A 24,386-nucleotide genomic window follows, 5' to 3' on the forward strand; every position below is an offset into this window, starting at 1 on the left:
GGAGGACCGATGCAGGCAGTACGACTTCTATTCGGAAAGTACGGCGGCAAGGTACAGGTTGACGGCGCAGTGCAACTCATACCACCAAACTCTGTTGTCGTGGCGAGCCGCGCAACGGAGCCTTGCAGTGTGAACAGCGACCTTCAGTACTTCGATTTCTACCCCGCCGACTTCAAGCACCTGTACGCCGATGTCGTGGATTTGCTCGGCGTCACCCACGGCACCCTGTTTTGGCGTGCCCCCATCAGAATGGTGAAGGCGCAGGATGATGTGATCAGCGTGCTCGAACTGCTGGCCAAGGGCACCCCCGATACATTGCTGCGCTTTGCCTATATCTATTGCCTGGGCGTGGACCGGCGCTATTTCACCGCACTGCTGCAACAGATCATGACCGGCGACGAACCGTTTTTCGAGTTCATCGAAACGCACGCCCTGAACCAGTGGTCGGTTGCGCGCTATGCGCTGGAATTCAACATGCCGCTGCGCAAGTTCAATCTGTTGTTCCAGGAGAAATACGGTCTTTCGGCCAAGCGCTGGCTGCTGGAACGTCGCCTGACCCGGGCCCGTGAACTGCTGCTGTCGACGCCGATGCGCGTGCTGGATATCGCCCTTGAATGTGGTTTCTCCAATCACGGGCATTTCACCGAGAGCTTTCGCAAACGCTACCTGTGCAACCCCACGCAATTTCGCCTGCGTGCCCAGGCAGCGCTCACCCCAGCCATCAGCCATGCGGGATAACAGATCATGGACATCGAAACCGTCAATAACCAGCTCTCGCAAATGGTCGAAAAGGCCGGCAATGACGTCCAGTCGAAGCTGACTGCCGCCGACATGAACGACCCGGCGCGGATGCTCCAGGCGCAGTTTGCCATCCAGCAGTACTCAACCTTTGTCACTTATCAAAGTGCGGTGATGAAAGCGGTCAAGGACATGCTTTCAGGGATCATTCAAAAGATATGAACATCCTTGAGCGCGATGTTTGTCGCATTGTCTGCGAGACCGGCCTGGCAGCGGTCAATCATGGTTTTGTCGACCACGCCGAAACGATTCACAGCGCCCTGCCCCACCTGGTTGGCGAGCCCGCAGCGCTGCGGATTCTCCAGGCGACCTTGTTGATCGGCCTGTCACAGGTACACGAAGCGACTGAACTGTTGGCCGACGATGCCTCGGACGAAGCCAATACGCTTCGACGCCTGATCGAAAGCGCTTCTCGGGACGCACCCATCAGCGCCACACCTCCTTCTTCACACACCCAACTTGCCTGAGACCTCCCTATGGAAATCGAAGCTGTTCGCATGGCCGCTCTTCACGCACCGAAAGATCCCGCACCCTCCACTGTCGCACCCGCTGACATTGCCGCGTTCAACCAGGCCATGTTCGGTCAGGCGCAAAATCCTCCCGAGGTATCGGCACTCACCCAACTGCAGAGTCAATCGCGCACCGTGAGCAGCGCGGTGGCGACGGCCCGTGAAAGCGTACTCGACAGTCCGCTGAAAATGCTCTCGGCGCAGTCAAACATGTTGCACGCCATTGTCGAAGTGGACCTGATTGCCAAGACCGCCGGCTCTCTGGCCCAAGGGGTAAACAAGCTGGTGAGCATGCAATGACCAACGGCTGGTTACGTCTGGGCTGCATTGGCGTGCTGGTGCTGATGCTCAGCGGCTGCAAAGTCGAGTTGTACAGTGAGTTGTCCGAAGCCGAGGCCAATCAGATGCTGGCGCTGTTGTTGTTGCGCAATATCGATGCGAGCAAGGAAATCACCAAGGGTGGGCTGGTCACGATCAAGGTCGACAAGACGCAGTTCATCAATGCCGTTGAACTGTTGCGCCAGGAAGGACTGCCACGCAAAAAGATAGCGACCCTGGAGGACCTGTTTCCTTCCGGCCAACTGGTGACTTCACCGGTGCAGGAGCACGCGAAGATCATTTACCTGAAAGAACAGCAACTGGAGAAAATGTTGCAGGCCATGGATGGCGTCATCATCGCCCAGGTATCGATTGGCGAAGGGATCAGCCAGAACCCCCGTGAACTCCCGAAACCTTCGGCCTCGGTCTTCATCAAATACAGCCCTGAACGCAATCTGCTCAATCGCGAAACCGCGATCAAGAGCCTCATCTTCAACAGCGTGCCCAACCTGCTGAGCGAGAACATCAGCATCGTCCTGCAAGCGGCCGATTATCGCTATCAGCCGCTCCCTGAACCATCAGGCTCAAGTGATGCACCGCATGCATGGCTTGACCACAATCGTCTGCCGATCATGTTTTTGCTGGTGGCGCTGGCGGTACTGATCCTCGCGATCATGGTTGGCAAATGGATTCGGTCCAGACGCCCATGACTCAGGTAGCCGTTGACCAGACGCTACAGCGCTTGCATCAATGGGGCTGGCAACCAGGCCACTGGATGCATGAAGACTGGTGGCAACACCTCGGACTCGGCGCCTGGCGCAGTGTCTACCGAAGTCGAGCGGCCTGTCGCCCGAGTATCGACCGCTTGATCCTGCAACACCGATGCATTGCGTGGACAGCGTTGCCTGCTCGCCTCGACACCAGACAACGGGCCCTGCTCGCACTGGAGCCACGCTTGCCCCGGCTTATCATCGCCCTCGGGGTGGTGGCATTGAATTGTCCCGATCACCTGTTGTTGAAGGACAGCCGGCTGGCACTTGAGCCGTATCTGGATGAAGGTCGCTGCAATCAACTGCTGGCTTTGCACCGAGACTGGAGTTGTAGCGTGCAGGCCCTGCCCGCTGAAGACCTGAGCCAGGCGGCTTTGCACGCCGGCACCCGCTGGTGGTTGCGCGATGCCGAACCCACCCCGCTCAACGATCTGCTGACCCTGCGTTTACCGCCGGTTGCCGAGGGTCCGCTCTCGGTCCGGGACAGCGCGGTTCAGTGGTTAACCAAGGTCGGACGTTTTTTATGAACCCGCTCAACATCCCATGCATTGCATTGCCTGGCAGCACGCCCAGCGCCATGGTCATTCCCGCCATGCAATTGGCAGAATATTTCGGCGCCACCACGGTGCTCGCCGATGCTCGCGCGCAAGCCGAGGCCATGCAGCGCCAAGCCCGTGAATGCGTGGCCCAGGCCGAAGAACAAGCCTCGCAGATTCGAACCCAGGCCCGGGATCAAGGCATTGCCGAGGCGGCCAGCGAACGAGAGACACTGCGCCAGACCCTCATCGAGGAAACCCTGGACTGGCATGTGGCTGAAACCGCGCTGGAAGCTACCCTGGCCCAACACCTCGACACGCGGCTACGCGCCCTTGTTGCCCAGGTGCTGGAAGAGTTCATCGGTGAGCAGGATGGCGCCGAGCTGATGGTTCGACGCGTAAACCAGCGACTCCTGACGTTTCTTGCGCAGGGCGCCCTGACTGTTCGGGTATCCCCTGATTGCGAGCATCACGCCCGGCAGAGCCTTGCCGATTACCCTCAGGTTCAAGTGCTCGGCACCCCTTCGCTGGCGACGACTCAAGCCTTGCTGGAAACGCGGCTGTTCACCCTGCGCATCGACCTCGACGCCCACCTTCAATCACTCCTGTCGCGCTTGAGGCAGGTCCCGCACGAGACACCTGCCGATGATCACCAAGACCGACTCCGCCAGCCTCAAACCGACCCCGGTCATGCAAAACTCACCGCCTCGCCCCCTGCCCGGTGCCACGCAAGTCTTCCCGCCGCAATCTGCCCTTGAACTGGCTCGCACCGAATTCGATATGCAGGCCACGGGGCTTGATTTCATACCCGTTGACGTGACGGGCGATGCACTGTCCGAAACCCTGGAAAACATGGGGTTTGCCCTGGGTGCGTATAAGCACGCCACAGGTCGCGGCACAGGTGATGGCAAGTCTGAACGCCCACGTACCCGCGCCATGCTCCAGCAACTGGTCAAACACGTCACGGCAACAGCCTCGGCGCAAATGGACGACCTGCATCAACACGCATCTGCCCTTGATGAAACGTCTGACTTGCTGGCAAGCATGAACGAAAGCGGACTCGATGCCGGAGAAATGGCATTGCTCCTGAGTTCGCTGCTGGGGCGCAAAAACCTCGGCAGCGCACACCGTAAACGTCTGGAAGACGCGCTGTCTGCGGTGATGGACGATGATGAATGGACATTGAAGCTGTTCAACCGCCTGGAGTTCGGCAACGCGGGTAAAAACAGTTTTGTCGCACTTAAACAGCTCTACCAGCGTGCGACTTCACGGCGTACGCGCCTGGTGCAATGGTTCGAAGAGTTTCGCCAGTTGCACGATCGTAAACGCAAACTGAAAACGCTGATCCGCACCCTGGCTTTCGAACTCTCGGCTGAAGGTCCGGCCATGGATGTGCAATTGGCTTCGGTGATCACCGACCTGAAACGCATCATGATGTTCATGGGCATGGAAGACCACTGTCACCGCGTTGCCCGCACGCTGTCTATCGACGGCCTGGATGGAGATGAGGTCATCAGCACCTTGCTGGAGGTTGTCCAGCAATCCTGGATGCACGTGGACTGGCTCGAACAACAGACCTCACGCCGGGTCTCCAACCCAGACTTGCAATACAGCTATGTGCGGCAGATGGGCGAGTTGGTGAAGTTGATGACGGATGAGTGCTTTGAAGATGACGAGCAGCGCAAGATGATCACGGATGTGTTTAGCGAGTATCAGGAAAAACTGGCATAGGTGGCGATGCTGATCAGGGAGTGAATATCCAGGATTGGGGTGATGCCATCGCGAGCAGGCTCGCTCCCACATTGGATGTGTGTCGCACAAACTGGAACAGGGTGTGTAAAAACTGGACGGGGCTGATCATGGATCAGCCCCGACGGTTATCAGGCGCGATTGAGCAATGCCTGTGCCTGGGTAAAGTCTGAGCGCCTGACGTTGGTCACTTCCGGTTCCCACAACGGGTTTAACGGAATGTGGTATCCGCTGTTTTTCGCTTGCAGGATCAGTTCGGCCATTTGCTGACTGTTCTCGATCACGCAAATTTCATCAAATGCGCCGAGCCTGGCCGGCAAGAAGAACGTGGCAGGATAGTTTGCCGCGGCGTCGCTGGCCGGGCTGCCCGAGTCGGCGTTGTGGTGAACCACCCGCTCTCCTTCACCGACCAGGGCCGCATTGATCACCGGAATCATCTCGGCGATACGGCGCGTGGCGTTGCCGATATGAGGGTCTTCCTTGCTGTAGAAGCTGGCGGCGCTCGCATAGTCCTCGCGCAGTTCCGGATCGAGATTCTTGGGGCGCGGGTCCGTTGTCCGGTCGCTGTAGCCATCGATGCGCGCCTTGAACACACTGTGCGCGACATCCGGGACCGGCAGATTGTCTTGCGGCCCCAGGTCGCTGATATGAGGGCCGATCAGATGCAAGTCATAGTCGGCGGTCAGCGCCTTGCCCTCCGGCGCTTTCGCCAGCACTTGCAACGGCTGTCCCTGCTGACTGATCTGGTACTGACCCGCGCCGCCACCGGGCGCAGGCGTGGCTTCGAATGTGTACAGTCCGCCGCCGGGCGCTTTGGCGCTGAACCTGATGCCTCCCTCGGCATCAGGTGATTGCATGTCGGTGATGAGATCACCGGCCAGCAGCGTGTCCATACGCTCTTTGGAAATCACCAGGGCAATGGCAACGGCATGACCGTCTTCGATGCATTGGCGAGTCTGCCCGCTGAATTTCTCGACACGCGCCGGATCCGACGCCAGGCAGCCCTCCAGTTTGCTGAAAGCCTGATCGACACAGATCATCCCGGCCTGCGGGCCCCAATTGGCGCTCTTGCCTTTGATATGGAAGTCTTTGGTGGGGTGGCCATCCTCAATCAGCCCGGTGGCCACGGTTTCAACCGGACGCATGCCGATAATGCAGTTGTGCTGTTGCGCCACACTCTGCAGGGGCGCCAGATGGGTGGCGACAATGCCTGTGCGATGCTGGACTTTTTCCATGACTTGCGAAAGATCGGGCGCGGTGTTTTGGGCGGCGCCAGACGCCATCTGCCCATTGATAGCCTTGTTCAACGACTCAAGACTGGCGCCACTGGGTTGTATATTGCTCAGCGATAAACCGTTCATTGCTACGCCCCGACATTGAAGAAATAAAGACACGAGTAATCTCCGGGAGCACTTTCTTCTGGATGGAAAAAAGTGCCCCCGGACTGATGGAAACAACCGAAACGACTTGCAGACGAGCCGCGATCACTGTCGGCAGTCACGCTGGACGCTGGTTACGACGCAACACCCCCCATGGCCTTGGTCGCACTCTGCTGCTGTTCCTCGGTTTCGAACTCCACGTAGTTGTCCGGGAATTTGAAGTGCGACTCCATGGAGGACCAGAAGTCATCGTTCTGCTGCTGGCCCTTGTCCCAGATCCGCTCTGAAAGCGACAACACATCGTTGCGCATCAATTGTGGCTGCTCCTGAGCCTGGCGGATCACGGTATCGACATGCCCGCGCAACCCGTTGGGACCGGTCGCCTCGATCGTGCTCTTGTTCGGGCGGCTGAAATAGCGATCACCGCGAAACTCGTTGCCCTTGAGCGTCTGATAATCCTCACCGATCTTGTCAATGAAGTCAGCGAGCATCTTGCTGTTGGGGTGGCTGGCCAGCAACGCATTGGCAAAATAAGGCGTGGCGCTGCCACTGGCTTCGTTCTTGGCACCGGCCAGGCCCACCAGCATCAGGTTCGGATGCGCTTGCAGTGCACCACTGAGCGGCTGCATGCATTCCAGATCGATGTCGGCGTATACGCCACCGTGCTCATGCAAAATCTCATAGCGGGCAATGTCGGACGCGGCCGGGTAAGCGCCGTTGCGGCCAATGATTTCGTGCTGATAGGCATCCTTGTTCTTGAGCTGGATATCACTGTGATTGCTCAAGTCACGGATCTGGATGTTTTTGACGTCAGCGAACTTTTCCTTCAACGCTGTCAGTGACGAGACATCACGTTGAGGATTGTTCGCGCAGCGGTCCCAGGAGCGGACCGTCTGGTCCAGGATCAATCGCTCGGCCTGGAAGAATTTGTCGTCATTGCCGCGTGTGTGCTGCTGGAAAGCCGCCAGTACGTGACCCGCGTTCTGTGCGGTCACCTTTTTGTCAGCGCCAGGCAACAGCTTCTCTTTCCAGGACTCGTTGCCCTTGGCTGACAGCTCTTTGTTCAGTTCGCTCAGTGCCTGCTTCTGTGCCCCCAGGTTCAGGAGTGCATCCGTGTTACCCAGTGTGGTCTTGAGCTGACTGAACAGGCCGCGCAATGGTTTCTCGGCCTGATAGTCCGGAAAGATCTTCTCGGCTTCCTGGCGGGCGGTCTTGTTGGTGGCGTAGGCATCGAACTGTTGGGAATCCACCCATAACATGATCGTACTGCCCGGATTTTTATCTGCCCATTGCCTCAGGTATTTGTCCTGACTCTCACCCGGTTGAGAGCCCACCCACACCATGTGGATGTTGGAGGGGACCGTCTGGAACTCACTCTTCGGATAGACTTCGGCAAAGGCTTTCGGGGCCTGCGCGGCGTCAATACCGGAGGTTGACGACACCGACGGTTGGGACACGACAGGGGAATTGTGGATCTGCATGGTGACTCCTTGGCAACTGGATAAAACGTGCACCAGTGTCACCACATTGCCCCCCGACATTTTACGACTTTGGCGGTTTTGTACCGGTTTTCAGCGCAGACCTCTGATGCCTTGCCCGTGAGGGTGATAGCGCCCCCATAACGTCTCGATAACGTGCGCCGCACTGGCGCAGGCATCGGCGCATTGTTCCAGCGCCTGAAACCGCGCAGCCGGTTGCGGCTGGCGCAATTGCCCGCGCAGTCGGTGTTCGGCCTGTCCAAGCGTCTCCAGCAAGTGCCGGCGCAACGTGCCCTGCGCGTCGGCGTGCAAGGCATCTTCCAGGTAAGTGATACGGGCCATTCAACGTCCTTTTTCAATCCGGTGATTCATAGATCCAACGGCAGCGATATCAGCTCTTGATCCTTGAGCAAGGCCATCGACAGGCGATCCAGCGCGTAAATTCGGTAGCCACTTGGCAAAACACTGCCTTGCTGCAAGCGCATGCCGTTGGCCAGTTGCACATAGGGGGAATCGACGTTGCCGCCAATGCTGACAATCGATGAGGGCAAATACCGATCGGCCGAGGCCATTCCCGGAATGTTTTGAAAAATCGCCGGCAAGCGTGGCGGCCCCTTGCGATTGAAGGCCTCGAGCACTTCGGTCACGGTGGCCAGGCGCCGGCTATCCAGTTGACCACTGACCCGCAAGGCCTTGTCGGAGACGCTGACGCTCAAGCCACCCAACACTTGGCGAGCGCTCAGACGGGCCAGCAGATCATCGAACAGCAGCGCCTGATCATTGACCACCCGCCACCCGCCCAACGCCTGAATTGCTCGCAGTTGAGCGCCGGTACGCTGCCACTTCGCATCGGCGACGATGTTGCCGAAAATCACCACGCGGTCCAGAGGTGTCCCGCTCTTGACCTCGACATCCCGATACCCGTTCACGCTCAGCACCGAGCGCACACTGTCGAGCAAGGTGTCGGCACAGACGCTTTCGTCATAGACCAGCAGGCCCCTTTCGCGCAGTTTCGAGCGCAGGCTCTCGACGCTGGGCGAGGAGTGACACAGGCCCTTGAGGATCAGGCTGCCCTGATTGCCCCGCTGCACACTCAAACCGGCGAGTTGCGGGTCTTTCAATTGCGTCGCCAGCCAGGCATCCAGGTCAAAGGGCGGCACCGTGAGTGTCGGTCGCCAGGCCATCAGTGCCACGGCCAGCATCAGCCCACAGAGCACGGCGACCGCCCCCCAGTACCAGACCGGCCGACGCGCCGGGGTACGCCGCGTCAAGCGTGCAGGCACGGCCTGCGTCGCGATGGTTTCGTCAGCCCGCCCCAGAACAAACGCCTGTCCGGCCAGATCGATCACCCGGCCGGCAGGCAGTGCCTGTTCCAGCTCCCACGGCTGGCCGTCGACCCAGGCCGGCGTCTCGGACACCAGCCGAACAGCCTCGTCCTCGATGGATAAAGTCGCCTGCGCATCCCGTTCAAGGCACAGCGCGATGTCCGAGTCCGGGCGCCCTATCCGCAGTTCGCCTGCAGGCAATGCCAACTCGCGGCCACTTAGCGGCCCGTTCAGCCACTTGAGTTTATAAACACAGCCCATCAGGGTTGATGCCAAGGATCAGCTTTGATCAGGAACAGGCGGACCGTTTGCCGGTTGACCTTCTGTGTCGATCTGAAGAACCGGCCAATGAAGGGAATGTCTCCCAGCAACGGGATCTTGCGCACGCTTTCGCTCTCTTCATCCTGGACGAAACCGCCCAGCAACAAGGCTTGTCCGGCCTTGAGCAAGGCATGGGTGGAAATTTCCGAATTCAGCGTCTGGGGCAAAGGCTCGCTCTGGCTGATCGGGCTGGTTTGCCGCCCGTCCTGGATGATCAGCGTCAACATGACTTCCTGCCGGTTGCCTTCACCGATCACTCGCGGGGTCACACGCAGCAACGATCCAGCGGAAATGGACTCCAGCTTGGCAACGTTTTCCGCCACCAGTTTGGTGTAGAAGGTGATGTTGCGATCCAGTACGGCCTGCATGTTATTGAGCGTGACCACCGAGGGCCGCGACAGGATGCGCGCCTTGGCGTTTTGCTCAAGCGCATTGAGGCGGACCATGAAGTTGCCGGTGTTGGCGATCACCGTGGAAAAATTGCCGGAATCAAAGCCTTCGCCCGTGTTCAGGCTGACCCCCACGCCGCCGATACGCGCGGCCCCCGACCAATCGACCCCCAAGGCCCCCAGGTCCTGGGAATTGACATCGATGATCGCCACCGAAATCTCGACCAGCGAGGGTTTGTGATCGAGTCGGGTAATCAGGTCGGCATACAACGGCAGGTTGAGTTTGCGATCGCGTATCAGCACCGCATTCTGTCGCGGATCAGAGGAGAACATGGGCAAGCTGCGGTCGTCCGGTGACGGCTCGCCCTGATTCTCCTTGAGCGGCAAGGTTCGTCCCTGCGCCATGTCCTTGAGCACCGAGACAACGCCCGGCACCACTACCTGCTGGTTGCGATAGGTGTACTGGGTGTCGGCGGCCGTGGCGTACTTCAAGGCAAACAGTTCGATGGCTTCCTGGTTACGCTCGCGGTTGATTTTTTGCTGGTCGAGCCCTTCGGCCAGGCGTGACACCCGCTCCATGCAGGCCGGGACACCCTGCACTTCCAGCGCATTGGAGCTCGGGACACTGCGTACCCGGCAGTAACGCTTGTCCAGGATGCCGGTGGACTGCAACTGGGCAATCAAGGTCTGTACCGGCAGGTACGCGGGGGTCAGCAATTGGCTGCCCACCTCCTGCGCCTTGTAGACATGAATCGTTTGCCCGTCGTAGTACCAGGCCAGCTGATAGAGCTGCGCCAGGTGTTCGAGTGTCTGTTCGGGTGTGCCTCCGTCCAGCCGGCCAATAAAGGATTCGCCTATTTGCGGGCTGACGATCACGGGAACACGATAGTTGGCCCCCAGGTCGCGCAAGACGTCGGCCAGCTTGGCGCCTCGGGTGTTCAAGAAGAAGGCCGGTGCCCCCTGGGTCGCAATCGCGGCGTTTGCACTCAGGCTCACGCACAATACCGCCAGCCCCCTCAGACAGTCTCTGAACCACCTCACGCCAGGCGCCCCACGGTGCATGTCTGGGCAGACACCGGATGCGACTCGTCATGGGTTGCAAACCAACAGGCAATGGACAACTGTTGTTGCACACGCGCTTCCAGCTCCTGGGGCGGACACGGGCTTTCATGGCGGCGAATCAGGAAAACACGCTCACCCTCCAACAACAGGCTGTCGTCCAGGCTCTGCGGTATCGACGCCAGCCACAGGCTGGCGCGAACCAGCCAATCGTCATCGATGGATGCGCGCTCGATCGCCAGGGCAACGCACAGTCCCAGCGGGTATTCCCAGCACCATCCCGGGACACCGGACAGCGTCATATGCCAACGCTGTCCCTCTCGCGAAAGCACACGAATGGTTTCAAGCCCAGCCAGAGAAGATGGAAATTTCATAGGGATATCGATGGAAGGAATTACACGATTTTGTCAGTCTTGGGAAAAATCTGAATCCGGTAATGACCTGAACCCTATAGCCTTCGCGCCCCGTTCCCTAAAAAAAGTCAGGTTTTTGATCATGCTGTCCTATCTGCAACCCAAGTCCGCGCCACAACGAATCCTGATCGTCGAAGATCATTATTTGCTGATCTACGGCATCAAAATCCTGCTGTCAGCGATGCCTGCCTATGAAGTCGTCGGCGAAATAGTCGACGGCCTGAACGTCTACGCGGCCTGCCAGCAGCTCAACCCCGACGTGGTGCTGCTCGACCTGGGCCTGCCCGGCATGGATGGCATCGATGTCATTCGCCAGTTGAAACGCCGCCGCCCCGAGCTGATTATCGTGGTGGTCACCGCCGATGCGTCCGAGCACCGTGCCCGCGATGCGTTGGCCGCAGGCGCGCAGGCCTACATATTGAAGAAGAGCTCCCAGCAGATACTGTTGGCCGGCCTGCAAACCGCCATCGCCGGTCAGGTGTTCCTCGATCCGGCGCTGAATCTGGCGCACGTGACCAGCGCCCCCAATGTCGGCGGGTTGACGAACCTGACTACCCGGGAACGCCAGATACTCAAGTTGATTGCCGAAGGCGACCGTAACCGGGACATCGCCGAAAAGCTGTCGATTACCATCAAGACGGTCGAAACCCATCGCCTCAATCTCATGCGTAAACTTGATGCGCATAACATCGCGGACCTGGTCAACTGGGCGTGTCGCCTGGGTATCCACTGAAGGGAGGTGAGGGACCTAACAGGTCTTGTGCACAATCAACTCGCGCAGGTTGCTGACCTCTTCGCCACTCAGCCATTCGCCTTGGTTGACCCGGGTTTCCTGGTCCTGCGCCCATGTGTATACCCGATCAAGGCCGCCCTGACCGGCACAGCCCTTGAGGGTGTGCAGCAGCATCGACAGGGAGGCGCGATCCTGTTTGCAGCACGCGGTTTCAATATCCCGATGCACAGCCTCAAGCGTCTCGTAGAGCCTGGCACGCAGTGTGGTGTCTGTCAGATTGAGCAACGGTTGCTGCAGCTTGCTGTTGGGTGCCAGGTCGATACCGCGTGCCAGTTGCAGCGAAACGACTTGCTCGACCCCGCTGGCCAGCTGTTCCAGGCTGACGGGCTTGGCAAGGTAGCCATTCATCCCCGCAGCCCGGGCCCGATAGCGCTCGGCGGGCAGTGCATTGGCCGTAAGCGCCATGATGGGGGTGTCCGGGTCAAGTATCCCGTTGGCTGTGTCGCGCCAAAGCCGGGTGACTTGCAGGCCATCCATGTCCGGCATGCGAATGTCCATCAACACCCAATCGAACACATGGTTTCGGCCGCGGTGCAACGCCTCTTCCCCCGAGGAGGCTGAATAGGCCAGGTGTCCTAGCTCCTGGAGCATCTTGCCGACGATATCGCGGTTGACTTGCATGTCATCGACCACCAGAACCTTGAGCGACCACGCACACGGGGCAATCGAGGCCGGCTCGTCGCCCGGCAACTTTTCCTCGAACAGAATGGCACTGACCTTCTGCCACAACCTGCCAGGCAGATAGACCAACTCCGGCATATCGAGCAAAGGTGAGTCTCCCGGCTGGGCTTCGATACCCCAGATCGCCAACTGCGGCTGCAAGGCTGTCGGGGCTGGCAGCCGTGCCGAAAAGGCCAATGATGGTTCGCCGGGATTACATATCGGCAGCAACAGGGTAAAGGTCGATCCTGCCCCGACCTGACTGTCGAGCAGTATTTCCCCTCCCATCAGGTTGGCGAGCCGCGACGCAATGGCCAGCCCCAGGCCGCTGCCGTTGTCATGGGCGCGTACCTGGATGAAAGGCATGAAGATATCGATCTGGTTTTCTTCCGGTATGCCTTTACCGGTATCCCGTACCGCGATGACCAGCATCTCTGCCCGGCGCTCAAGACGAACGCAGATTTCGCCCTGTGTTGTGAATTTCACCGCATTGGCCAGGAGGTTGATCAGAATCTGCTGTACGCGCACTCCGTCCAGGGACATCGAGCGAGGCACATTGGCCGCCACCAGGGTACGCAGCGACAGACGCTTTTCCTGGGCGCGCAAATTGATCGTCAACAACACTTGGTCGATCATCGGCAGGATCGCCGTCTGCTCGTAAGACAGCTCCAGCTGTCCGGCTTCGATTCGGGAGAAATCCAGCAGGTTGTTGATGATGCTCAACAGAAAGCCGGAGGATTGACGCGCAGTGCCAATCAGCTCCTGTTGTGGCCCGGACAAGTGACTGCGCTCCAGCAGGCTCAGCGCACCGACAATGCCATTGAGCGGCGTGCGTATCTCGTGGCTGATACTGGTCAAGTGTTCGCTCTTGCGGTGACTGGCTCGTTCGGCAATACGCTTGGCGGCATCCAGTTCGCGGGTTCGACTCCTGACCTTGTCTTCCAGGGTCTGATGATAGGCATTGAGAGTCTTGAGCAGCGTGTTATAGGCACTGGCAATGCGGCCCAGCTCATCCTTGCGCCCCTCCGGCAAACGATAGCTCAAGTCAGTGAGTTGCTTTTGGCGATGGATGAGTTCGATGATCTGGCTCAACGGTCGACCCAACTGCCGCTGGAGGATCAGGGCAATAAATACCAATAACAGCAACTGGGCCAGCAACGTCCAGGGGGCTGTCGACCCCAGCAACGGCAGTACCCGGCTCATTGCGACATCACCGCGCGCGATGGCGGACAACAGCCATGGCGGCCCCTTGAGCGCAGCACAGTCCACAATAAAGCCCGCCACTTCCAGGGCCTCACGCTGACAATCCGGTTCCACGCCACGGGCTGCAAGCAATGCGCTCTCCTCCCGATTGTCGCTCCATAGCAGGGTGCCGCCGGCATCGCGCAGAACGTACGAAAAGTCATATTTGCGGGCGTTCAGATCGTCGACCCGCAGCAACTGCCCGGCCGTGATCCCGGTGAGTGCATCGACCGCCGTCACCGCGCTGCGCAAGTGACCATGACCGTCGTCGAACACGGCGCCCCAGCAGTTGTCACTGGTGGTCGAATGGTACTGACGCGCCTGTAGCGCACGCATCTTGATCAGGATATCGGCGGGCGACTGACCCTCTGGGCGATAGAAAAACACGCCTTGCCCCGGCAACACCAGAAAGGTTTCAGTGCGATTGATCGCGTCCGAGTTGCCAAAAATCTCGATGACCTGGCCGGCAACGGCGATGCGTTCCTTGTCAATCTGCACCCCGTCAAAGGGCACGAACACCGTGTGTTTCAGTTCGCCGCTCTGAACCCCGGAAAGGCGTGCGTTCCTGAGTAACTCACTCCACAGGCTCAGCAGGGTATTGACCCTGATCTGGGCCAACTCGTAACGACGATTCTCCTCCTTTGCGACCCCGTTCAGCTCCCAGGTCAGGTCTTCCCTGACTTCGGCTTCGGCCTTGTTGTAGCGGTAATAGAAACTGATGGTCTCGGACAGCAGCCAGAATGCGCTCATGGCGCAGGCCAGGGTGACGATCACACTACGGGTCAGTGAGGCTTGCCAAAGTTTATGCATAGGGATAACGGTCTCGACAGGCTGCACCGCGTACAGCGCACAAAACGATACGCCACGAGACAGATTTGATAAATCAGGTGAAGGCCGTATAGCTCCAGGACCCACCCGTTCTGGATCATTACATCAGCATGACGTCGCCACAACCGGCCCGGCCCATGAGTCTATCGGACGCCCCCCGGCCCCCCATTGTTGACCAGCTAAGGATGCGGATGGACCTACAAACACAACGCAGTCTTGAAGAGTTCCTGCGTTTGTCGGACCTTTGCCCTTGCCGTGTCGAAGCACGGATGGAGTTCTCCCTGCCCCCTTTCAGGTTGTACATCGAGTACACCCAGGGACGAGTGTTGCTTTCGCTGGCTCGCCAGGTTGAAGCCTGTCGGCGTCTGAGCACGTTCAAGGCCCTGTTGGGGCGCTGCCACCCAGCCTCCACCCAAGGTGTTGCGTTGCGCGCTTATGTCGTGGGCGAACAGCAAATGCTCAGTGGCGCGCTAGTACCTGGCAGCAGCGTCAATCAATGGATCGAATGCCTGCACACCATGCGGCGGCTGCTCGAACGCCACGCCGGGGACCGCCAATGAAACGCCTGAGTCACTGGCTTTCGCTGGCCGCAGGTCGCCAGGACATCGTACTGGCGGTGCTTCTGCTGCTGGCTGTTTTCATGATGATCGTGCCGTTGCCCACCGCCCTTGTGGACCTGCTGATTGCCATCAACCTGACCATCTCGATCGTGCTGTTGATGATGGCGCTGTACATCCGCGAACCGCTGGAGTTCTCGACGTTTCCGGCAGTCCTGCTGATCACCACCCTGTTCCGTCTGGCGCTGACCATCAGCACCACCCGGCTGATCCTGCTGCAAGCGGACGCCGGTGAAATCGTCTACACCTTTGGCAACTTCGCCGTCGGCGGTAACCTCGGTGTCGGCCTGATTGTCTTCATGATCATCACCATCGTCCAGTTTATCGTGATCACCAAAGGCTCCGAGCGGGTCGCCGAAGTCGGTGCGCGGTTTTCCCTCGATGCCATGCCGGGCAAGCAGATGAGTATCGATGGCGACATGCGCGCCGGGATCATCGACGCCAATGAGGCCCGCCGCCAGCGTGGCCTGGTGCAGAAGGAAAGTCAGCTGTACGGCGCGATGGATGGGGCGATGAAGTTCGTCAAGGGCGACGCGATTGCGGGCATCATCATTATCCTGGTCAACATTCTGGGTGGCACCGCCGTCGGCGTGTTCATCCATGGCATGAGCGCGAGCACGGCCATGTCCACCTACGCCATCCTGTCCATTGGTGATGGCCTGATCAGCCAGATTCCGGCACTGCTGATTTCCATCACCGCCGGTATTATCGTGACCCGCGTACCGGGGGAACAGCGCAAGAACCTGGCCAGCGACCTGAGCGAGCAAATCACCCGACAGCCCCAGGCGTTGAGCCTGGCCGCTGGCGTGCTGCTGGTGTTCGCCCTGATTCCCGGCTTCCCGGTCATCTACTTTGTTGGCCTGGCCGCAGCGGTCTATGGCGGTGCCTGGTGGATCAAGAAACGCCAACCCCGTGCTGGCTCGAGTTCGAACGGTTCCTCAGCCGATGCGCCGTCAGGCATGAACGGGGACGATAACCCACCGACAATGACACCGGGGGCGATTCCGCTGATGGTGCTCATGGCCAGCGACCTGGGGCAGTCAAGGTCGCTCGACGAGGCGTTCCGCCAGCTTCGCCAGAAAAAATTCGAACAGCTGGGCATCCCGCTACCCGACATTCACCTGCAGATCGACGCTTCACTCGAAGCCGGGAGTTTGCGGGTTCTGCTGTACCAGGAGCCGGTGCTGACACTGACAGTGCCCGAGGGGCTGTTGCTGGCCGATGCGCATTCGATGCCTCAGGCACAAACACGGCACAGCGACAAATTGCCCTTCGGCGGCCTCACCCTGCAATGGATCGACCCCGAACACCACGAAACACTGAACGCCCTCGGCGTCGTGCTACATCAGGACCAGGCTCGTATCACCCACTGCCTGTCTTTGGTCATGGACCGCTACGCCGCCGAATTCATCGGCGTGCAGGAAACCCGTTTTCTCATGGACTCCATGGAAAACAGCCATGCCGAACTGGTCAAGGAAGTACAACGGCAAATGCCCATCGGGCGCATTGCCGATGTGTTGCAACGGCTGGTAGGCGAAGGCGTTTCCATCCGCGATCTGCGCAGCATTCTCGAAGCCTTGACTGAGTGGTCGCCCCGGGAAAAAGACCCGATCATGCTGACCGAATACGTACGGGTGGCCCTGCGGCGCCACATCGCCACGCGCTACCGTGGCAACCAGGCATGGATCAGTGGCTGGATGATCGGTGACCGCATCGAAGGGCTGGTCCGCGAATCGATCCGGCAGACAGCCGCCGGGTCTTACTCGACGCTGGAAGCCACCCAGAACCAGGCCATTATCGACGGCATCCGCGAGCGCATCGGGGACGGCGATCCACGTCGCGCCGTGCTGATCACCGCCATCGATGTCCGCCGTTTCGTGCGCAAGATTGTCGAACGTGAATACTCGGGCCTGCACGTCCTGTCGTTCCAGGAACTGGGTGATGAAATCGAGTTGCGCGTCATTGGCAACATCGATCTGATCGAGCAGGCTTGATATGCGCGCGCCGGAACTCAGCACCCTGCAAGATTTACTCGATCAAAGGCCCTCCTTCCAGCAAGCGGCGACGGCGACTGCCGAGGTCGGCGAGCACTTCAACGGTCGGATTACGGAAGTAGGCCCGACCCTGCTGCGCGCTTCCCTGCCGGGCGTCGGACTTGGCGAACGGTGTCGGCTGGAACCGTCCGACATCGAAGCCGAGGTCGTCGCCGTGGAGGGCGATTACGCCGTGTTGTCCCCCTTCAGTGAACCCCTCGGCGTAACCACCGGCAGCCACGTCCACGCACTGGGAAAACCCCATGAAATCGCCTTGGGGGAGTTCCTGCTCGGCAGCGTCGTCGACGGCCTCGGCCGTCCGCTCGATGGCCAGGAGGCCCCGGCCAATTGCCTGTGGCGCGGTGTCGAACGCGATGCCCCCGAAGCCCTTACCCGTCCGATCATCGACACGCCCTTGCCTCTGGGGGTTCGGGCAATCGATGCGCTGCTGACCTGCGGGGTCGGTCAACGGATCGGCATTTTTGCGGCAGCCGGCGGCGGGAAAAGTACGTTACTGGGGATGGTCTGCGACGGCAGCCTGGCTGACGTGATCGTGCTCGCCCTGATTGGCGAACGGGGGCGCGAAGTGCGCGAGTTTCTTGAACATACGCTATCACCGGCCGCTCGCGAGCGAACCATTGTGGTGGTGTCGACCTCCGATCGCCCTGCGCTTGAACGACTGAAAGCGGCTTACACGGCGACCACCATTGCCGAGTACTTTCGCGATCAGGGCAAGACCGTCCTGCTGATGATGGACTCATTGACCCGCTTTGCCCGCGCCGCACGGGAGATTGGCCTGGCTGCCGGAGAACAGTGCAGCGCGGGCGGCTACCCGCCCAGTTTCTTCGCACGCCTGCCGCGCCTGCTCGAACGCGCAGGGCCTGCTGCCATCGGCAGCATCACCGGGATCTACACGGTGCTGGTCGAGGGCGACAACATGAATGAACCGGTGGCCGATGAGGTGCGCTCGATTCTCGACGGCCATATCGTACTGTCACGCAAGCTCGCCGAAGCCAACCACTATCCCGCCATCGATATCGGGGCCAGCGTCAGTCGGGTGATGAGCCAGATCGTCGACGCCGAGCATCGGCAAATGGCCGGCAAGGTGCGGCGCCTGATGGCGGCCTACAAGGACATCGAGTTACTGGTCCGGGTCGGTGAATACCAGGCCGGCCAGGACAGCGAGGCCGATGAAGCCATCGCCCGCCGTGACGCGATTCAGGGGCTGCTGTGCCAATCCACTACGCAAAAGAACAGCTTCCAGGAAACGGTCCAGCACCTATGCCAGACACTGACAGCCTGATCCTGCGGCGCCTGTTGTCACTCAAGCAACGTCGCGAACGAAGCCTGCGGGCCGCGCTGAGCGCTCTGGCCCGACAGGACACCGAACTGCAAGGCAGCATCGCCCGCTTGCTGGAACAGCGCCGTCAGCTCTGGAGCCAGTGGCGTGACTGCGGCCGGGTTTCACGAGTCGTCGATCACGGCGCTCTACGGCACCTGAAGATCGAGCTCGCCCAGTACCACCAGCAAGACCATGCCATGACTGAACGGCTGGATGCGCTGCACAACGAACAGGACCGGGTACGCCGTGAACAGGCCGAGGGCCAGATTCAGCTGCGCAAACTGCTGGTGGAACAAGAAAAATTCAACTGGCTTCTGGAGTGACCCATGCCTTGCCTCAAAGCACTGTCCAACCCGGCGAGACACTATGCATCGCACACAGCGTGCGACAGCCACGCAGGCCACGAACAGCAGCGGGACTTCGACGCATTGCTCAAGCCCGCGCTACCCCGGAACGCCTTTGCCACACCGCCCATTCTCGACGCTGCCTGGCAGCAACACAGGCGTTCGGCCCTGACCCAAGCCTTCACGCCTGATATCACCCGGTTGCGCGGCCTGGGTCGGCGCTATTGCGGCGCCCTCGATCTGCGGCTGACCAACGGCCCGCTGGCCGGACTGGAAATACAGGCCAGCGCCCAGACCAGCCTGCTGTGCCTCAACATCAAAGTCCCCGACCGCAACGCATTTGAACGCATTGTCGGTACTCGCGAAGCACTCGAAAGCGAACTGGCTGCGATCTTCAATCGTCCGGTGGCAATGACGCTGCAACACCTCAATGGAGCGCCCTGGTGAAATTGCCGAAACTGAATCAGGCCGAGGGTCAATTGCTGCGCAAAATCGGTCCTGGACGACAGCTGGAACTGCTCGACGGTGTCATGACATTCACCTACGGCATGGGCGGTGGCGACGGACTGATCGTGCACGCCGAGGTCCTGAATCAACCGGTTCGTTTCTGGATTGCCGCAGCGCACTGGTGCCGCTGGGTCCGTCCGATGCTCGACGTCCCGCACTGGTCGGCAGTGCCGCCTGAACTGCACGACGTTCTGGCGAGCTGGACCCTCGCTTCGGCGGGCGCCGGGCTGGCGGACAGCGCAGTGGCCTGGCCCACGGCGACCACCCTGGAGGCTGCCAAGGTCGAGGCCGCGCCCCACTGGTGCCTGTGCTTTGCGCAGGAGGACCGGCAGTTGCAAGCCTGGGTCCTGGAAGCCCCCCTGCAATGGCTCGACAGCCTCAGCCAACTGTTTCAGCCGATGGACACCCAACACGCCAGCGACCGTCGAACACTCCCCGTGGCCCTGATCGCGGGCTGGAGCCCTGTCGATCGCAGCACCCTTGAACGCTTGCAGCCCGGTGACGCTTTGCTGTTACAGCACGCCTACCGGGCGACCGAGGGTCAAGTGGGTTTATTCCTGTCGCGCCCGCTGGCCACCCTTTCGGCCCCCGACGTTTCGACTTTTACCCTGGAGACCATCATGGACGACTTCAACGACTGGCTGGACATCGCCCCGGGGCCCGCTGCCGCCGACTCGCCACTGGGCAGCGACTTGCTGGTAACGGTTGTCGCTCAGTTGGGCTCGCTCGACGTACCCCTGCATCAACTGGCCCATTTGCAGGTGGGCGATGTACTGCAGGGGCCGGCCCGCATCGACGACTGCGTCACGCTCAAGGTCGCCGGCAAACCCCTTGCCCATGGCCTGCTGCTGGAGATCGATGGACGGCTGGCCGTGCGCATCGATCGTCTTTGCTGACCTCGCAGAAAAATCTCAGGTGTGCGCCGGATGGGCGCTGTGCAGGCCGCGCCCGATAATGGAAAAACAGCCCCCGGAGCGAATCGATGAACTTGCTGGACCAGCCACTGCACCTGATCCTTCTGCTGTCCGCCGTCTCGATACTGCCGTTGTTGCTGATCCTGGGAACGTCGTTCCTGAAACTGGCGGTGGTGTTCTCGCTGCTGCGCAACGCCCTGGGCATCCAGCAGATTCCACCGAACATTGCGCTGTACGGCCTGGCGTTGATCCTGACGATGTTCATCATGGCGCCCATCGGCCTGGAAATTCAGGACAACCTGGCGGCCAACCCCATCCAGAGCGAATCCGATGACTTCATCAGGCAGATCGATAACGGGATACTCGCCCCGTACCGGGTGTTTCTCGAACGCAATACCGCACCGGATCAGGCGCACTTTTTCTCCAGCATCGGCCGTGACATCTGGCCGCAGAAATACCACGACCGACTCCCCGACAACTCCTTGCTGGTACTGATGCCCGCCTTCACCGTCAGCCAGCTAATCGAAGCGTTCAAGATCGGCCTGCTGCTGTACCTGCCCTTTATCGCCATCGACCTGATCGTCTCCAATGTCCTGCTCGCCATGGGCATGATGATGGTCTCGCCGATGACCATCTCGATGCCCCTCAAGCTGCTGGTGTTCGTACTGATGAACGGCTGGGAAAAGCTGCTGGGCCAACTGATGCTGTCGTTTAACTGAGGAATGGCAAATGAGTGAAGCCCTGATCACCCAACTGGCCACGCAGATGATGTGGCTGGTGCTGTTGTTGTCATTACCGGTGGTGGTGGTCGCTTCCGTGGTCGGGGTGCTGGTCAGCCTGGTGCAGGCCCTGACCCAGGTGCAAGACCAGACGATTCAGTTCCTGATCAAGCTGGTGGCTGTCGCTATCACGCTGGCGATGACCTTCAACTGGATGGGCGACATCCTGCTCGCCTATGCCAACCGATCGTTCGAGTTGATCAACCAGATGAGGGCCTGAACGTGGAAGCCCTGACCCAGTGGCTACCCATTGTCGGCTTCTGCATGCTGCGCCCCCTGGGCGTGATGTTGATGGTGCCGCTGTTCAACCATGCCGTGCTGGGTGGCACGCTGGTGCGCAACGCCCTGGTGCTGATGATTGCCTTGCCGCTGATCCCGCTGCATGACACCTGGCCCACTCTGGAGGCCCTGCGCCAGAACGCCACGGCTGGACGCTACCTGATGCTGATCTGCGGTGAACTGAGCATCGGCCTGATGATGGGGTTTTGCGCGGCCATTCCGTTCTGGGCCATGGACATGGCCGGGTTCCTGATCGACACCTTGCGCGGCGCCTCCATGGCCAGCGTACTCAACCCCCTGCTGGGCCAGCAATCGTCGCTGTTCGGCATTCTCTTTACCCAGATATTCGGGGTGTTGTTTCTGGTGACGGGCGGCCTCAACCAGTTGATCGCGGGGATCTATCACTCCTACAGCGTTCTGCCGCCCGGTGAGGTGTTTCATTTCGGCCCCGGCTTTCTGGCGTTCCTGTCCCGGCAATGGCAACTGGCTTATGAGTTATGCCTGCGTTTCTCGATGCCGGCGATTGTCGCGATTCTGCTGGTCGACATGGCCCTTGGGTTGGTCAACCGCTCGGCCCAGCAACTGAACGTATTTTTTCTGTCGATGCCGATCAAAAGCGCCTTCGCCCTGCTGATGCTGGTCATGAGCCTCGGCTTTGCGTTCAAGGCCCCTCTGGAACAGAGCACCCGCTGGGTGCAGCACGTACTCACGTTAATGGACCACCTGCGATGAGCGAAAAAACCGAGCAACCCACGGCAAAAAAAATTCGCGAAGCACGCGCCAAAGGCCAGGTCGCGAAAAGCACAGAGGTCACCAGCGGCGTGCAACTGGCGGTAATGCTCAGCTATTTCATGTTCGAAGGCGGCTACCTGCTCGACAGTTTCACCGCCCTGCTCGACACCACGATCAATGCCATCAACCTGGACCTGGCCTCGGCGCTCAAACAGTTGGGCGAGCTGTTCGGGGCAATCGTTGTGCGGGTGGCCGGCGGCATCGCCGCGATGCTGATCATCACGACGCTGGTCGCCATCGTCGCCCAGACCGGCCCCTTGCTCGCGCCCGAAGCGATCAAGCCTTCTCTGGAAAAACTCAACCCACTGGCCAACGCCAAGCAGATGTTTTCCATGCACAGCCTGTTCGAATTCGGCAAATCCATTGCCAAGGTCGGGGTGTTGTCGCTGATATTTTTCTATCTGATCCGCCAGTACGCCCCCTCCATCCAGTTCCTGCCCCTGTGCAGCGTGGCCTGCGGCCTGGAGGTCAGCACGCAGTTGCTGTACTGGATGTGGGCGGTGCTGATCGGTTTCTACGTGATGGTCGGCATCGCCGATTTCGCCTTTCAGCGCTACAACACCAACCAGCAATTGATGATGTCGCTGGAGGATATCAAGCAGGAATACAAGAACGCCGAAGGCGATCCGCACATGAAACAAAAACGCAAGGAAGTGCACCGCGAAGTGCAAAGCGGCAGCCTGGCGGCAAATGTCGCCAAATCCACCGCGGTGGTGCGCAACCCCACGCATATCGCGGTCTGCCTGTACTTCAAACCGGGGGAAACACCCTTGCCACGGGTGATCGAGATCGGTCATGACCATGTGGCGTTGAACATCGTCGCCCTTGCCGAAAAGGCCGGGATCCCGGTGGTCGAGAACATCACCACCGCCCGCGCCCTGGCGGCCCAGTGTGAGGTGGGCCGCTACATTCCCGCCGAGCTGTTCGAGCCGGTGGCGCATATCCTGCGGATCGCCATGAAGCTGGACTACGAGCAGGAAGCGCCATGATCCGGCGGCAAACGTTCATGGCGAGCATGGGCCTGTTTCTGGCCTTGGGTCCGGGCGCTGTGGCCCTGGCACAAGACGCCGGGATTTACGCGCCCCTGACCTGGACCCGAGGCGACGTTGAATCAGAGCCTTCTGCGGCGCCGTCCACTCTGACGCCGCTCCCCTCGCCTCCACCGGCCTCATTGGCACCGCCGCGAACCATGACGCCTTATGGTCCACTGATCGACAGCGTGGCCAGGGAGCACAACCTCGACCCACGCTTGCTGCACGCCATCATCCACGTGGAGTCGCGGTATCAACAAGGCGCCATTTCGAATAAAGGTGCAGTCGGCTTGATGCAGGTCATGCCCCTCACCGGCGCGCGCTTTGGCTACACCGACCTGAGCAACGCACCCGACAACCTGCGTGCCGGCGCGGCTTATCTGCAATGGCTGCTGGATCACTTCGACCACAACCTGGAACTGTCCATCGCCGCCTACAACGCCGGTGAAGGTGCGGTAAAAAAGTACGGTCGACAAATACCGCCGTACCCCGAAACCCAAACGTATGTCGCTCGCGTCATGGCCCGTTACCGGGAAGCCCCCATGACGTTTTCTGGCGCTGATCGGGCGGGCCAATCCGTGGCTCGTGCAACGCAAAAGCCATCGACTGCCCAGCACAGTGCCGCATTTTTTCTTCAAGCAGTGGGCACGCTGCTGTTGACTTCGCCGGGACACAACGATGGATAAACGCAGCCATGACATGGCTGCCGATCGCTGAAAACAACCATCCAAGCAAAAGGAAATACCCCCATGCTGACTTCGAGTCATTCGCTACCCAACTTGCACGCTGCCAGTCGCACTCACGAGTTGTGGCGGGAAGTTGGTTACGGCATTGGCTACCCGACACGACAGTCCCCTCCTGCACCTTTCGGGAAACACTCCCGCCCAGATCGTCGGACTTGAATGGACCTGCGGAGCAGTTTGTATCCATTACCGCTCCGTTGCGCAAGCAATGGGAAGAGGGTATTTACCCGCCAGCCAAGCGCAATGCCCTGCCCGCTGGGTTGTTCGCCCGCACTATCTGAAAATGACACGTCACAGGCCCGGGTAAAGAAACCGAAGCACCTTTCCCCGAGGCAACAACACAAATCACGGACAAACAAAAACGCCACTCGATTGAGTGGCGTTTTTCTAGTGATCTGATAAAACCGGACATGGGGGCCGCCCACTGCTCGGCAACAG

General features: G+C 59.9%; 27 protein-coding genes. 20 read left to right on the forward strand and 7 right to left on the reverse strand.

What is annotated here, in order from left to right; translation table 11 throughout:
* The first annotated feature begins 129 nt into the window (after positions 1 to 129).
* The 8 genes from POF45_RS03140 to sctW are packed head-to-tail and all read left to right on the forward strand — an operon-like array spanning position 130 to position 4,662.
* Positions 130 to 738 carry a helix-turn-helix transcriptional regulator gene (locus POF45_RS03140; RefSeq protein ID WP_259502758.1) on the forward strand — a complete coding sequence of 203 codons (609 nt, stop codon included), beginning with the start codon at positions 130 to 132 and terminating at the stop codon, positions 736 to 738.
* A 6-nt stretch (positions 739 to 744) separates the two neighbouring features.
* Positions 745 to 960: a type III secretion system needle filament subunit SctF gene (sctF, locus tag POF45_RS03145; RefSeq protein WP_075120821.1), complete on the forward strand. Its 216-nt coding sequence runs from the start codon at positions 745 to 747 to the stop codon at positions 958 to 960.
* The gene (locus POF45_RS03150) at positions 957 to 1,265 is read left to right on the forward strand and encodes an EscG/YscG/SsaH family type III secretion system needle protein co-chaperone (protein ID WP_282315027.1); all 309 of its coding nucleotides are present in this window, start codon (positions 957 to 959) and stop codon (positions 1,263 to 1,265) included. Before sctF ends, POF45_RS03150 begins: the two co-directional genes overlap by 4 nt.
* Positions 1,266 to 1,295: 30 nt before the next feature.
* Entirely contained in the window at positions 1,296 to 1,607 is a 312-nt protein-coding gene (gene sctI, locus POF45_RS03155; RefSeq protein WP_282315028.1) for a type III secretion system inner rod subunit SctI, read from the forward strand.
* Positions 1,604 to 2,335: a type III secretion system inner membrane ring lipoprotein SctJ gene (sctJ, locus tag POF45_RS03160; RefSeq protein ID WP_282315029.1), complete on the forward strand. Its 732-nt coding sequence runs from the start codon at positions 1,604 to 1,606 to the stop codon at positions 2,333 to 2,335. The genes sctI and sctJ overlap by 4 nt, the downstream gene beginning before the upstream one ends.
* A complete protein-coding gene (locus POF45_RS03165; protein ID WP_282315030.1) occupies positions 2,311 to 2,922 on the forward strand; it encodes a type III secretion system domain-containing protein in 612 nt (203 codons plus the stop codon). Before sctJ ends, POF45_RS03165 begins: the two co-directional genes overlap by 25 nt.
* Complete coding sequence (locus POF45_RS03170; RefSeq protein WP_282315031.1) at positions 2,919 to 3,689, forward strand: HrpE/YscL family type III secretion apparatus protein; 771 nt, start codon at positions 2,919 to 2,921, stop codon at positions 3,687 to 3,689. The genes POF45_RS03165 and POF45_RS03170 overlap by 4 nt, the downstream gene beginning before the upstream one ends.
* The gene (sctW, locus tag POF45_RS03175; RefSeq protein ID WP_259502752.1) at positions 3,577 to 4,662 is read left to right on the forward strand and encodes a type III secretion system gatekeeper subunit SctW; all 1,086 of its coding nucleotides are present in this window, start codon (positions 3,577 to 3,579) and stop codon (positions 4,660 to 4,662) included. Before POF45_RS03170 ends, sctW begins: the two co-directional genes overlap by 113 nt.
* A 149-nt stretch (positions 4,663 to 4,811) precedes the next feature.
* Here sctW and POF45_RS03180 read toward each other — a convergent pair whose 3' ends face one another.
* The 6 genes from POF45_RS03180 to POF45_RS03205 form a co-directional block, all read right to left on the reverse strand.
* On the reverse strand, positions 4,812 to 6,041 hold the full coding sequence (locus POF45_RS03180) for an anthrax toxin-like adenylyl cyclase domain-containing protein (RefSeq protein WP_282315032.1): 1,230 nt from the start codon (positions 6,039 to 6,041) through the stop codon (positions 4,812 to 4,814).
* A gap of 152 nt (positions 6,042 to 6,193) precedes the next feature.
* The gene (locus POF45_RS03185) at positions 6,194 to 7,540 is read right to left on the reverse strand and encodes a TcdA/TcdB catalytic glycosyltransferase domain-containing protein (protein ID WP_259502750.1); all 1,347 of its coding nucleotides are present in this window, start codon (positions 7,538 to 7,540) and stop codon (positions 6,194 to 6,196) included.
* A gap of 90 nt (positions 7,541 to 7,630) precedes the next feature.
* Positions 7,631 to 7,879, reverse strand: a complete 249-nt coding sequence (locus POF45_RS03190; protein WP_259502749.1) for an EscE/YscE/SsaE family type III secretion system needle protein co-chaperone — start codon at positions 7,877 to 7,879, stop codon at positions 7,631 to 7,633.
* Positions 7,880 to 7,905: 26 nt separating this feature from the next.
* A complete protein-coding gene (sctD, locus tag POF45_RS03195; protein WP_282315033.1) occupies positions 7,906 to 9,123 on the reverse strand; it encodes a type III secretion system inner membrane ring subunit SctD in 1,218 nt (405 codons plus the stop codon).
* The gene (locus POF45_RS03200) at positions 9,123 to 10,568 is read right to left on the reverse strand and encodes an EscC/YscC/HrcC family type III secretion system outer membrane ring protein (RefSeq protein ID WP_282315034.1); all 1,446 of its coding nucleotides are present in this window, start codon (positions 10,566 to 10,568) and stop codon (positions 9,123 to 9,125) included. The genes sctD and POF45_RS03200 overlap by 1 nt, the downstream gene beginning before the upstream one ends.
* Positions 10,569 to 10,609: 41 nt before the next feature.
* On the reverse strand, positions 10,610 to 10,933 hold the full coding sequence (locus tag POF45_RS03205) for a hypothetical protein (protein ID WP_259502746.1): 324 nt from the start codon (positions 10,931 to 10,933) through the stop codon (positions 10,610 to 10,612).
* A gap of 193 nt (positions 10,934 to 11,126) precedes the next feature.
* On the opposite strand from POF45_RS03205, the gene POF45_RS03210 reads away from it, so the two are divergent.
* Positions 11,127 to 11,777: a two component system response regulator gene (locus tag POF45_RS03210; RefSeq protein ID WP_282315035.1), complete on the forward strand. Its 651-nt coding sequence runs from the start codon at positions 11,127 to 11,129 to the stop codon at positions 11,775 to 11,777.
* A 15-nt stretch (positions 11,778 to 11,792) separates the two neighbouring features.
* Here the strand turns inward: POF45_RS03210 and POF45_RS03215 are convergent, their stop codons facing one another.
* Positions 11,793 to 14,549: a two component system sensor kinase gene (locus POF45_RS03215; RefSeq protein WP_259502744.1), complete on the reverse strand. Its 2,757-nt coding sequence runs from the start codon at positions 14,547 to 14,549 to the stop codon at positions 11,793 to 11,795.
* 209 nt (positions 14,550 to 14,758) lie between these two features.
* Between POF45_RS03215 and POF45_RS03220 the strand changes: the two genes are divergently transcribed.
* The 11 genes from POF45_RS03220 (at position 14,759) to POF45_RS03270 (ending at position 23,891) form a co-directional block, all read left to right on the forward strand.
* Positions 14,759 to 15,127, forward strand: coding sequence for a hypothetical protein (locus POF45_RS03220; protein WP_259502743.1), 369 nt, complete (start codon positions 14,759 to 14,761; stop codon positions 15,125 to 15,127).
* A complete protein-coding gene (locus POF45_RS03225) occupies positions 15,124 to 17,178 on the forward strand; it encodes an EscV/YscV/HrcV family type III secretion system export apparatus protein (RefSeq protein ID WP_282315036.1) in 2,055 nt (684 codons plus the stop codon). Before POF45_RS03220 ends, POF45_RS03225 begins: the two co-directional genes overlap by 4 nt.
* A 1-nt stretch (position 17,179) precedes the next feature.
* The gene (locus tag POF45_RS03230; protein ID WP_259502741.1) at positions 17,180 to 18,520 is read left to right on the forward strand and encodes an EscN/YscN/HrcN family type III secretion system ATPase; all 1,341 of its coding nucleotides are present in this window, start codon (positions 17,180 to 17,182) and stop codon (positions 18,518 to 18,520) included.
* A complete protein-coding gene (locus POF45_RS03235) occupies positions 18,499 to 18,882 on the forward strand; it encodes a hypothetical protein (RefSeq protein ID WP_259502740.1) in 384 nt (127 codons plus the stop codon). The genes POF45_RS03230 and POF45_RS03235 overlap by 22 nt, the downstream gene beginning before the upstream one ends.
* Before the next feature lie 3 nt (positions 18,883 to 18,885).
* Positions 18,886 to 19,350 (forward strand): hypothetical protein, encoded by a 465-nt coding sequence (locus POF45_RS03240; RefSeq protein WP_282315037.1) that lies wholly within the window; start codon positions 18,886 to 18,888, stop codon positions 19,348 to 19,350.
* Positions 19,347 to 20,306, forward strand: a complete 960-nt coding sequence (gene sctQ, locus POF45_RS03245; RefSeq protein WP_282315038.1) for a type III secretion system cytoplasmic ring protein SctQ — start codon at positions 19,347 to 19,349, stop codon at positions 20,304 to 20,306. The genes POF45_RS03240 and sctQ overlap by 4 nt, the downstream gene beginning before the upstream one ends.
* Before the next feature lie 86 nt (positions 20,307 to 20,392).
* Complete coding sequence (gene sctR / locus POF45_RS03250; RefSeq protein WP_259502737.1) at positions 20,393 to 21,043, forward strand: type III secretion system export apparatus subunit SctR; 651 nt, start codon at positions 20,393 to 20,395, stop codon at positions 21,041 to 21,043.
* Between the two features lie 10 nt (positions 21,044 to 21,053).
* Complete coding sequence (locus POF45_RS03255) at positions 21,054 to 21,323, forward strand: EscS/YscS/HrcS family type III secretion system export apparatus protein (RefSeq protein ID WP_259502736.1); 270 nt, start codon at positions 21,054 to 21,056, stop codon at positions 21,321 to 21,323.
* Positions 21,324 to 21,325: 2 nt separating this feature from the next.
* Positions 21,326 to 22,114: a type III secretion system export apparatus subunit SctT gene (sctT, locus tag POF45_RS03260; protein WP_259502735.1), complete on the forward strand. Its 789-nt coding sequence runs from the start codon at positions 21,326 to 21,328 to the stop codon at positions 22,112 to 22,114.
* Positions 22,111 to 23,163, forward strand: a complete 1,053-nt coding sequence (locus tag POF45_RS03265; protein ID WP_282315039.1) for an EscU/YscU/HrcU family type III secretion system export apparatus switch protein — start codon at positions 22,111 to 22,113, stop codon at positions 23,161 to 23,163. The genes sctT and POF45_RS03265 overlap by 4 nt, the downstream gene beginning before the upstream one ends.
* Complete coding sequence (locus tag POF45_RS03270) at positions 23,160 to 23,891, forward strand: lytic transglycosylase domain-containing protein (RefSeq protein ID WP_282315040.1); 732 nt, start codon at positions 23,160 to 23,162, stop codon at positions 23,889 to 23,891. The genes POF45_RS03265 and POF45_RS03270 overlap by 4 nt, the downstream gene beginning before the upstream one ends.
* The last annotated feature ends 495 nt before the right edge of the window (positions 23,892 to 24,386 follow it).

Source organism: Pseudomonas fungipugnans (assembly GCF_029955235.1).
In the GTDB taxonomy this organism is placed as follows: domain Bacteria; phylum Pseudomonadota; class Gammaproteobacteria; order Pseudomonadales; family Pseudomonadaceae; genus Aquipseudomonas; species Aquipseudomonas fungipugnans.

Coding starts and splice junctions, on each gene's coding strand:
- POF45_RS03190 (WP_259502749.1), bottom strand. CDS start 7,879: ATGGCCCGTATCACTTACCTGGAAGATGCCTTGCACGCCGACGCGCAG.
- POF45_RS03225 (WP_282315036.1), top strand. CDS start 15,124: ATGAAACGCCTGAGTCACTGGCTTTCGCTGGCCGCAGGTCGCCAGGAC.
- sctD (WP_282315033.1), bottom strand. CDS start 9,123: ATGGGCTGTGTTTATAAACTCAAGTGGCTGAACGGGCCGCTAAGTGGC.
- POF45_RS03220 (WP_259502743.1), top strand. CDS start 14,759: ATGGACCTACAAACACAACGCAGTCTTGAAGAGTTCCTGCGTTTGTCG.
- sctF (WP_075120821.1), top strand. CDS start 745: ATGGACATCGAAACCGTCAATAACCAGCTCTCGCAAATGGTCGAAAAG.
- POF45_RS03210 (WP_282315035.1), top strand. CDS start 11,127: ATGCTGTCCTATCTGCAACCCAAGTCCGCGCCACAACGAATCCTGATC.
- POF45_RS03240 (WP_282315037.1), top strand. CDS start 18,886: ATGCCTTGCCTCAAAGCACTGTCCAACCCGGCGAGACACTATGCATCG.
- sctW (WP_259502752.1), top strand. CDS start 3,577: ATGATCACCAAGACCGACTCCGCCAGCCTCAAACCGACCCCGGTCATG.
- POF45_RS03150 (WP_282315027.1), top strand. CDS start 957: ATGAACATCCTTGAGCGCGATGTTTGTCGCATTGTCTGCGAGACCGGC.
- sctI (WP_282315028.1), top strand. CDS start 1,296: ATGGCCGCTCTTCACGCACCGAAAGATCCCGCACCCTCCACTGTCGCA.
- POF45_RS03170 (WP_282315031.1), top strand. CDS start 2,919: ATGAACCCGCTCAACATCCCATGCATTGCATTGCCTGGCAGCACGCCC.
- POF45_RS03255 (WP_259502736.1), top strand. CDS start 21,054: ATGAGTGAAGCCCTGATCACCCAACTGGCCACGCAGATGATGTGGCTG.
- POF45_RS03265 (WP_282315039.1), top strand. CDS start 22,111: ATGAGCGAAAAAACCGAGCAACCCACGGCAAAAAAAATTCGCGAAGCA.
- POF45_RS03180 (WP_282315032.1), bottom strand. CDS start 6,041: ATGAACGGTTTATCGCTGAGCAATATACAACCCAGTGGCGCCAGTCTT.
- POF45_RS03205 (WP_259502746.1), bottom strand. CDS start 10,933: ATGACGCTGTCCGGTGTCCCGGGATGGTGCTGGGAATACCCGCTGGGA.
- POF45_RS03230 (WP_259502741.1), top strand. CDS start 17,180: ATGCGCGCGCCGGAACTCAGCACCCTGCAAGATTTACTCGATCAAAGG.
- POF45_RS03185 (WP_259502750.1), bottom strand. CDS start 7,540: ATGCAGATCCACAATTCCCCTGTCGTGTCCCAACCGTCGGTGTCGTCA.
- POF45_RS03235 (WP_259502740.1), top strand. CDS start 18,499: ATGCCAGACACTGACAGCCTGATCCTGCGGCGCCTGTTGTCACTCAAG.
- sctJ (WP_282315029.1), top strand. CDS start 1,604: ATGACCAACGGCTGGTTACGTCTGGGCTGCATTGGCGTGCTGGTGCTG.
- POF45_RS03165 (WP_282315030.1), top strand. CDS start 2,311: ATGGATTCGGTCCAGACGCCCATGACTCAGGTAGCCGTTGACCAGACG.
- sctR (WP_259502737.1), top strand. CDS start 20,393: ATGAACTTGCTGGACCAGCCACTGCACCTGATCCTTCTGCTGTCCGCC.
- POF45_RS03215 (WP_259502744.1), bottom strand. CDS start 14,549: ATGCATAAACTTTGGCAAGCCTCACTGACCCGTAGTGTGATCGTCACC.
- POF45_RS03270 (WP_282315040.1), top strand. CDS start 23,160: ATGATCCGGCGGCAAACGTTCATGGCGAGCATGGGCCTGTTTCTGGCC.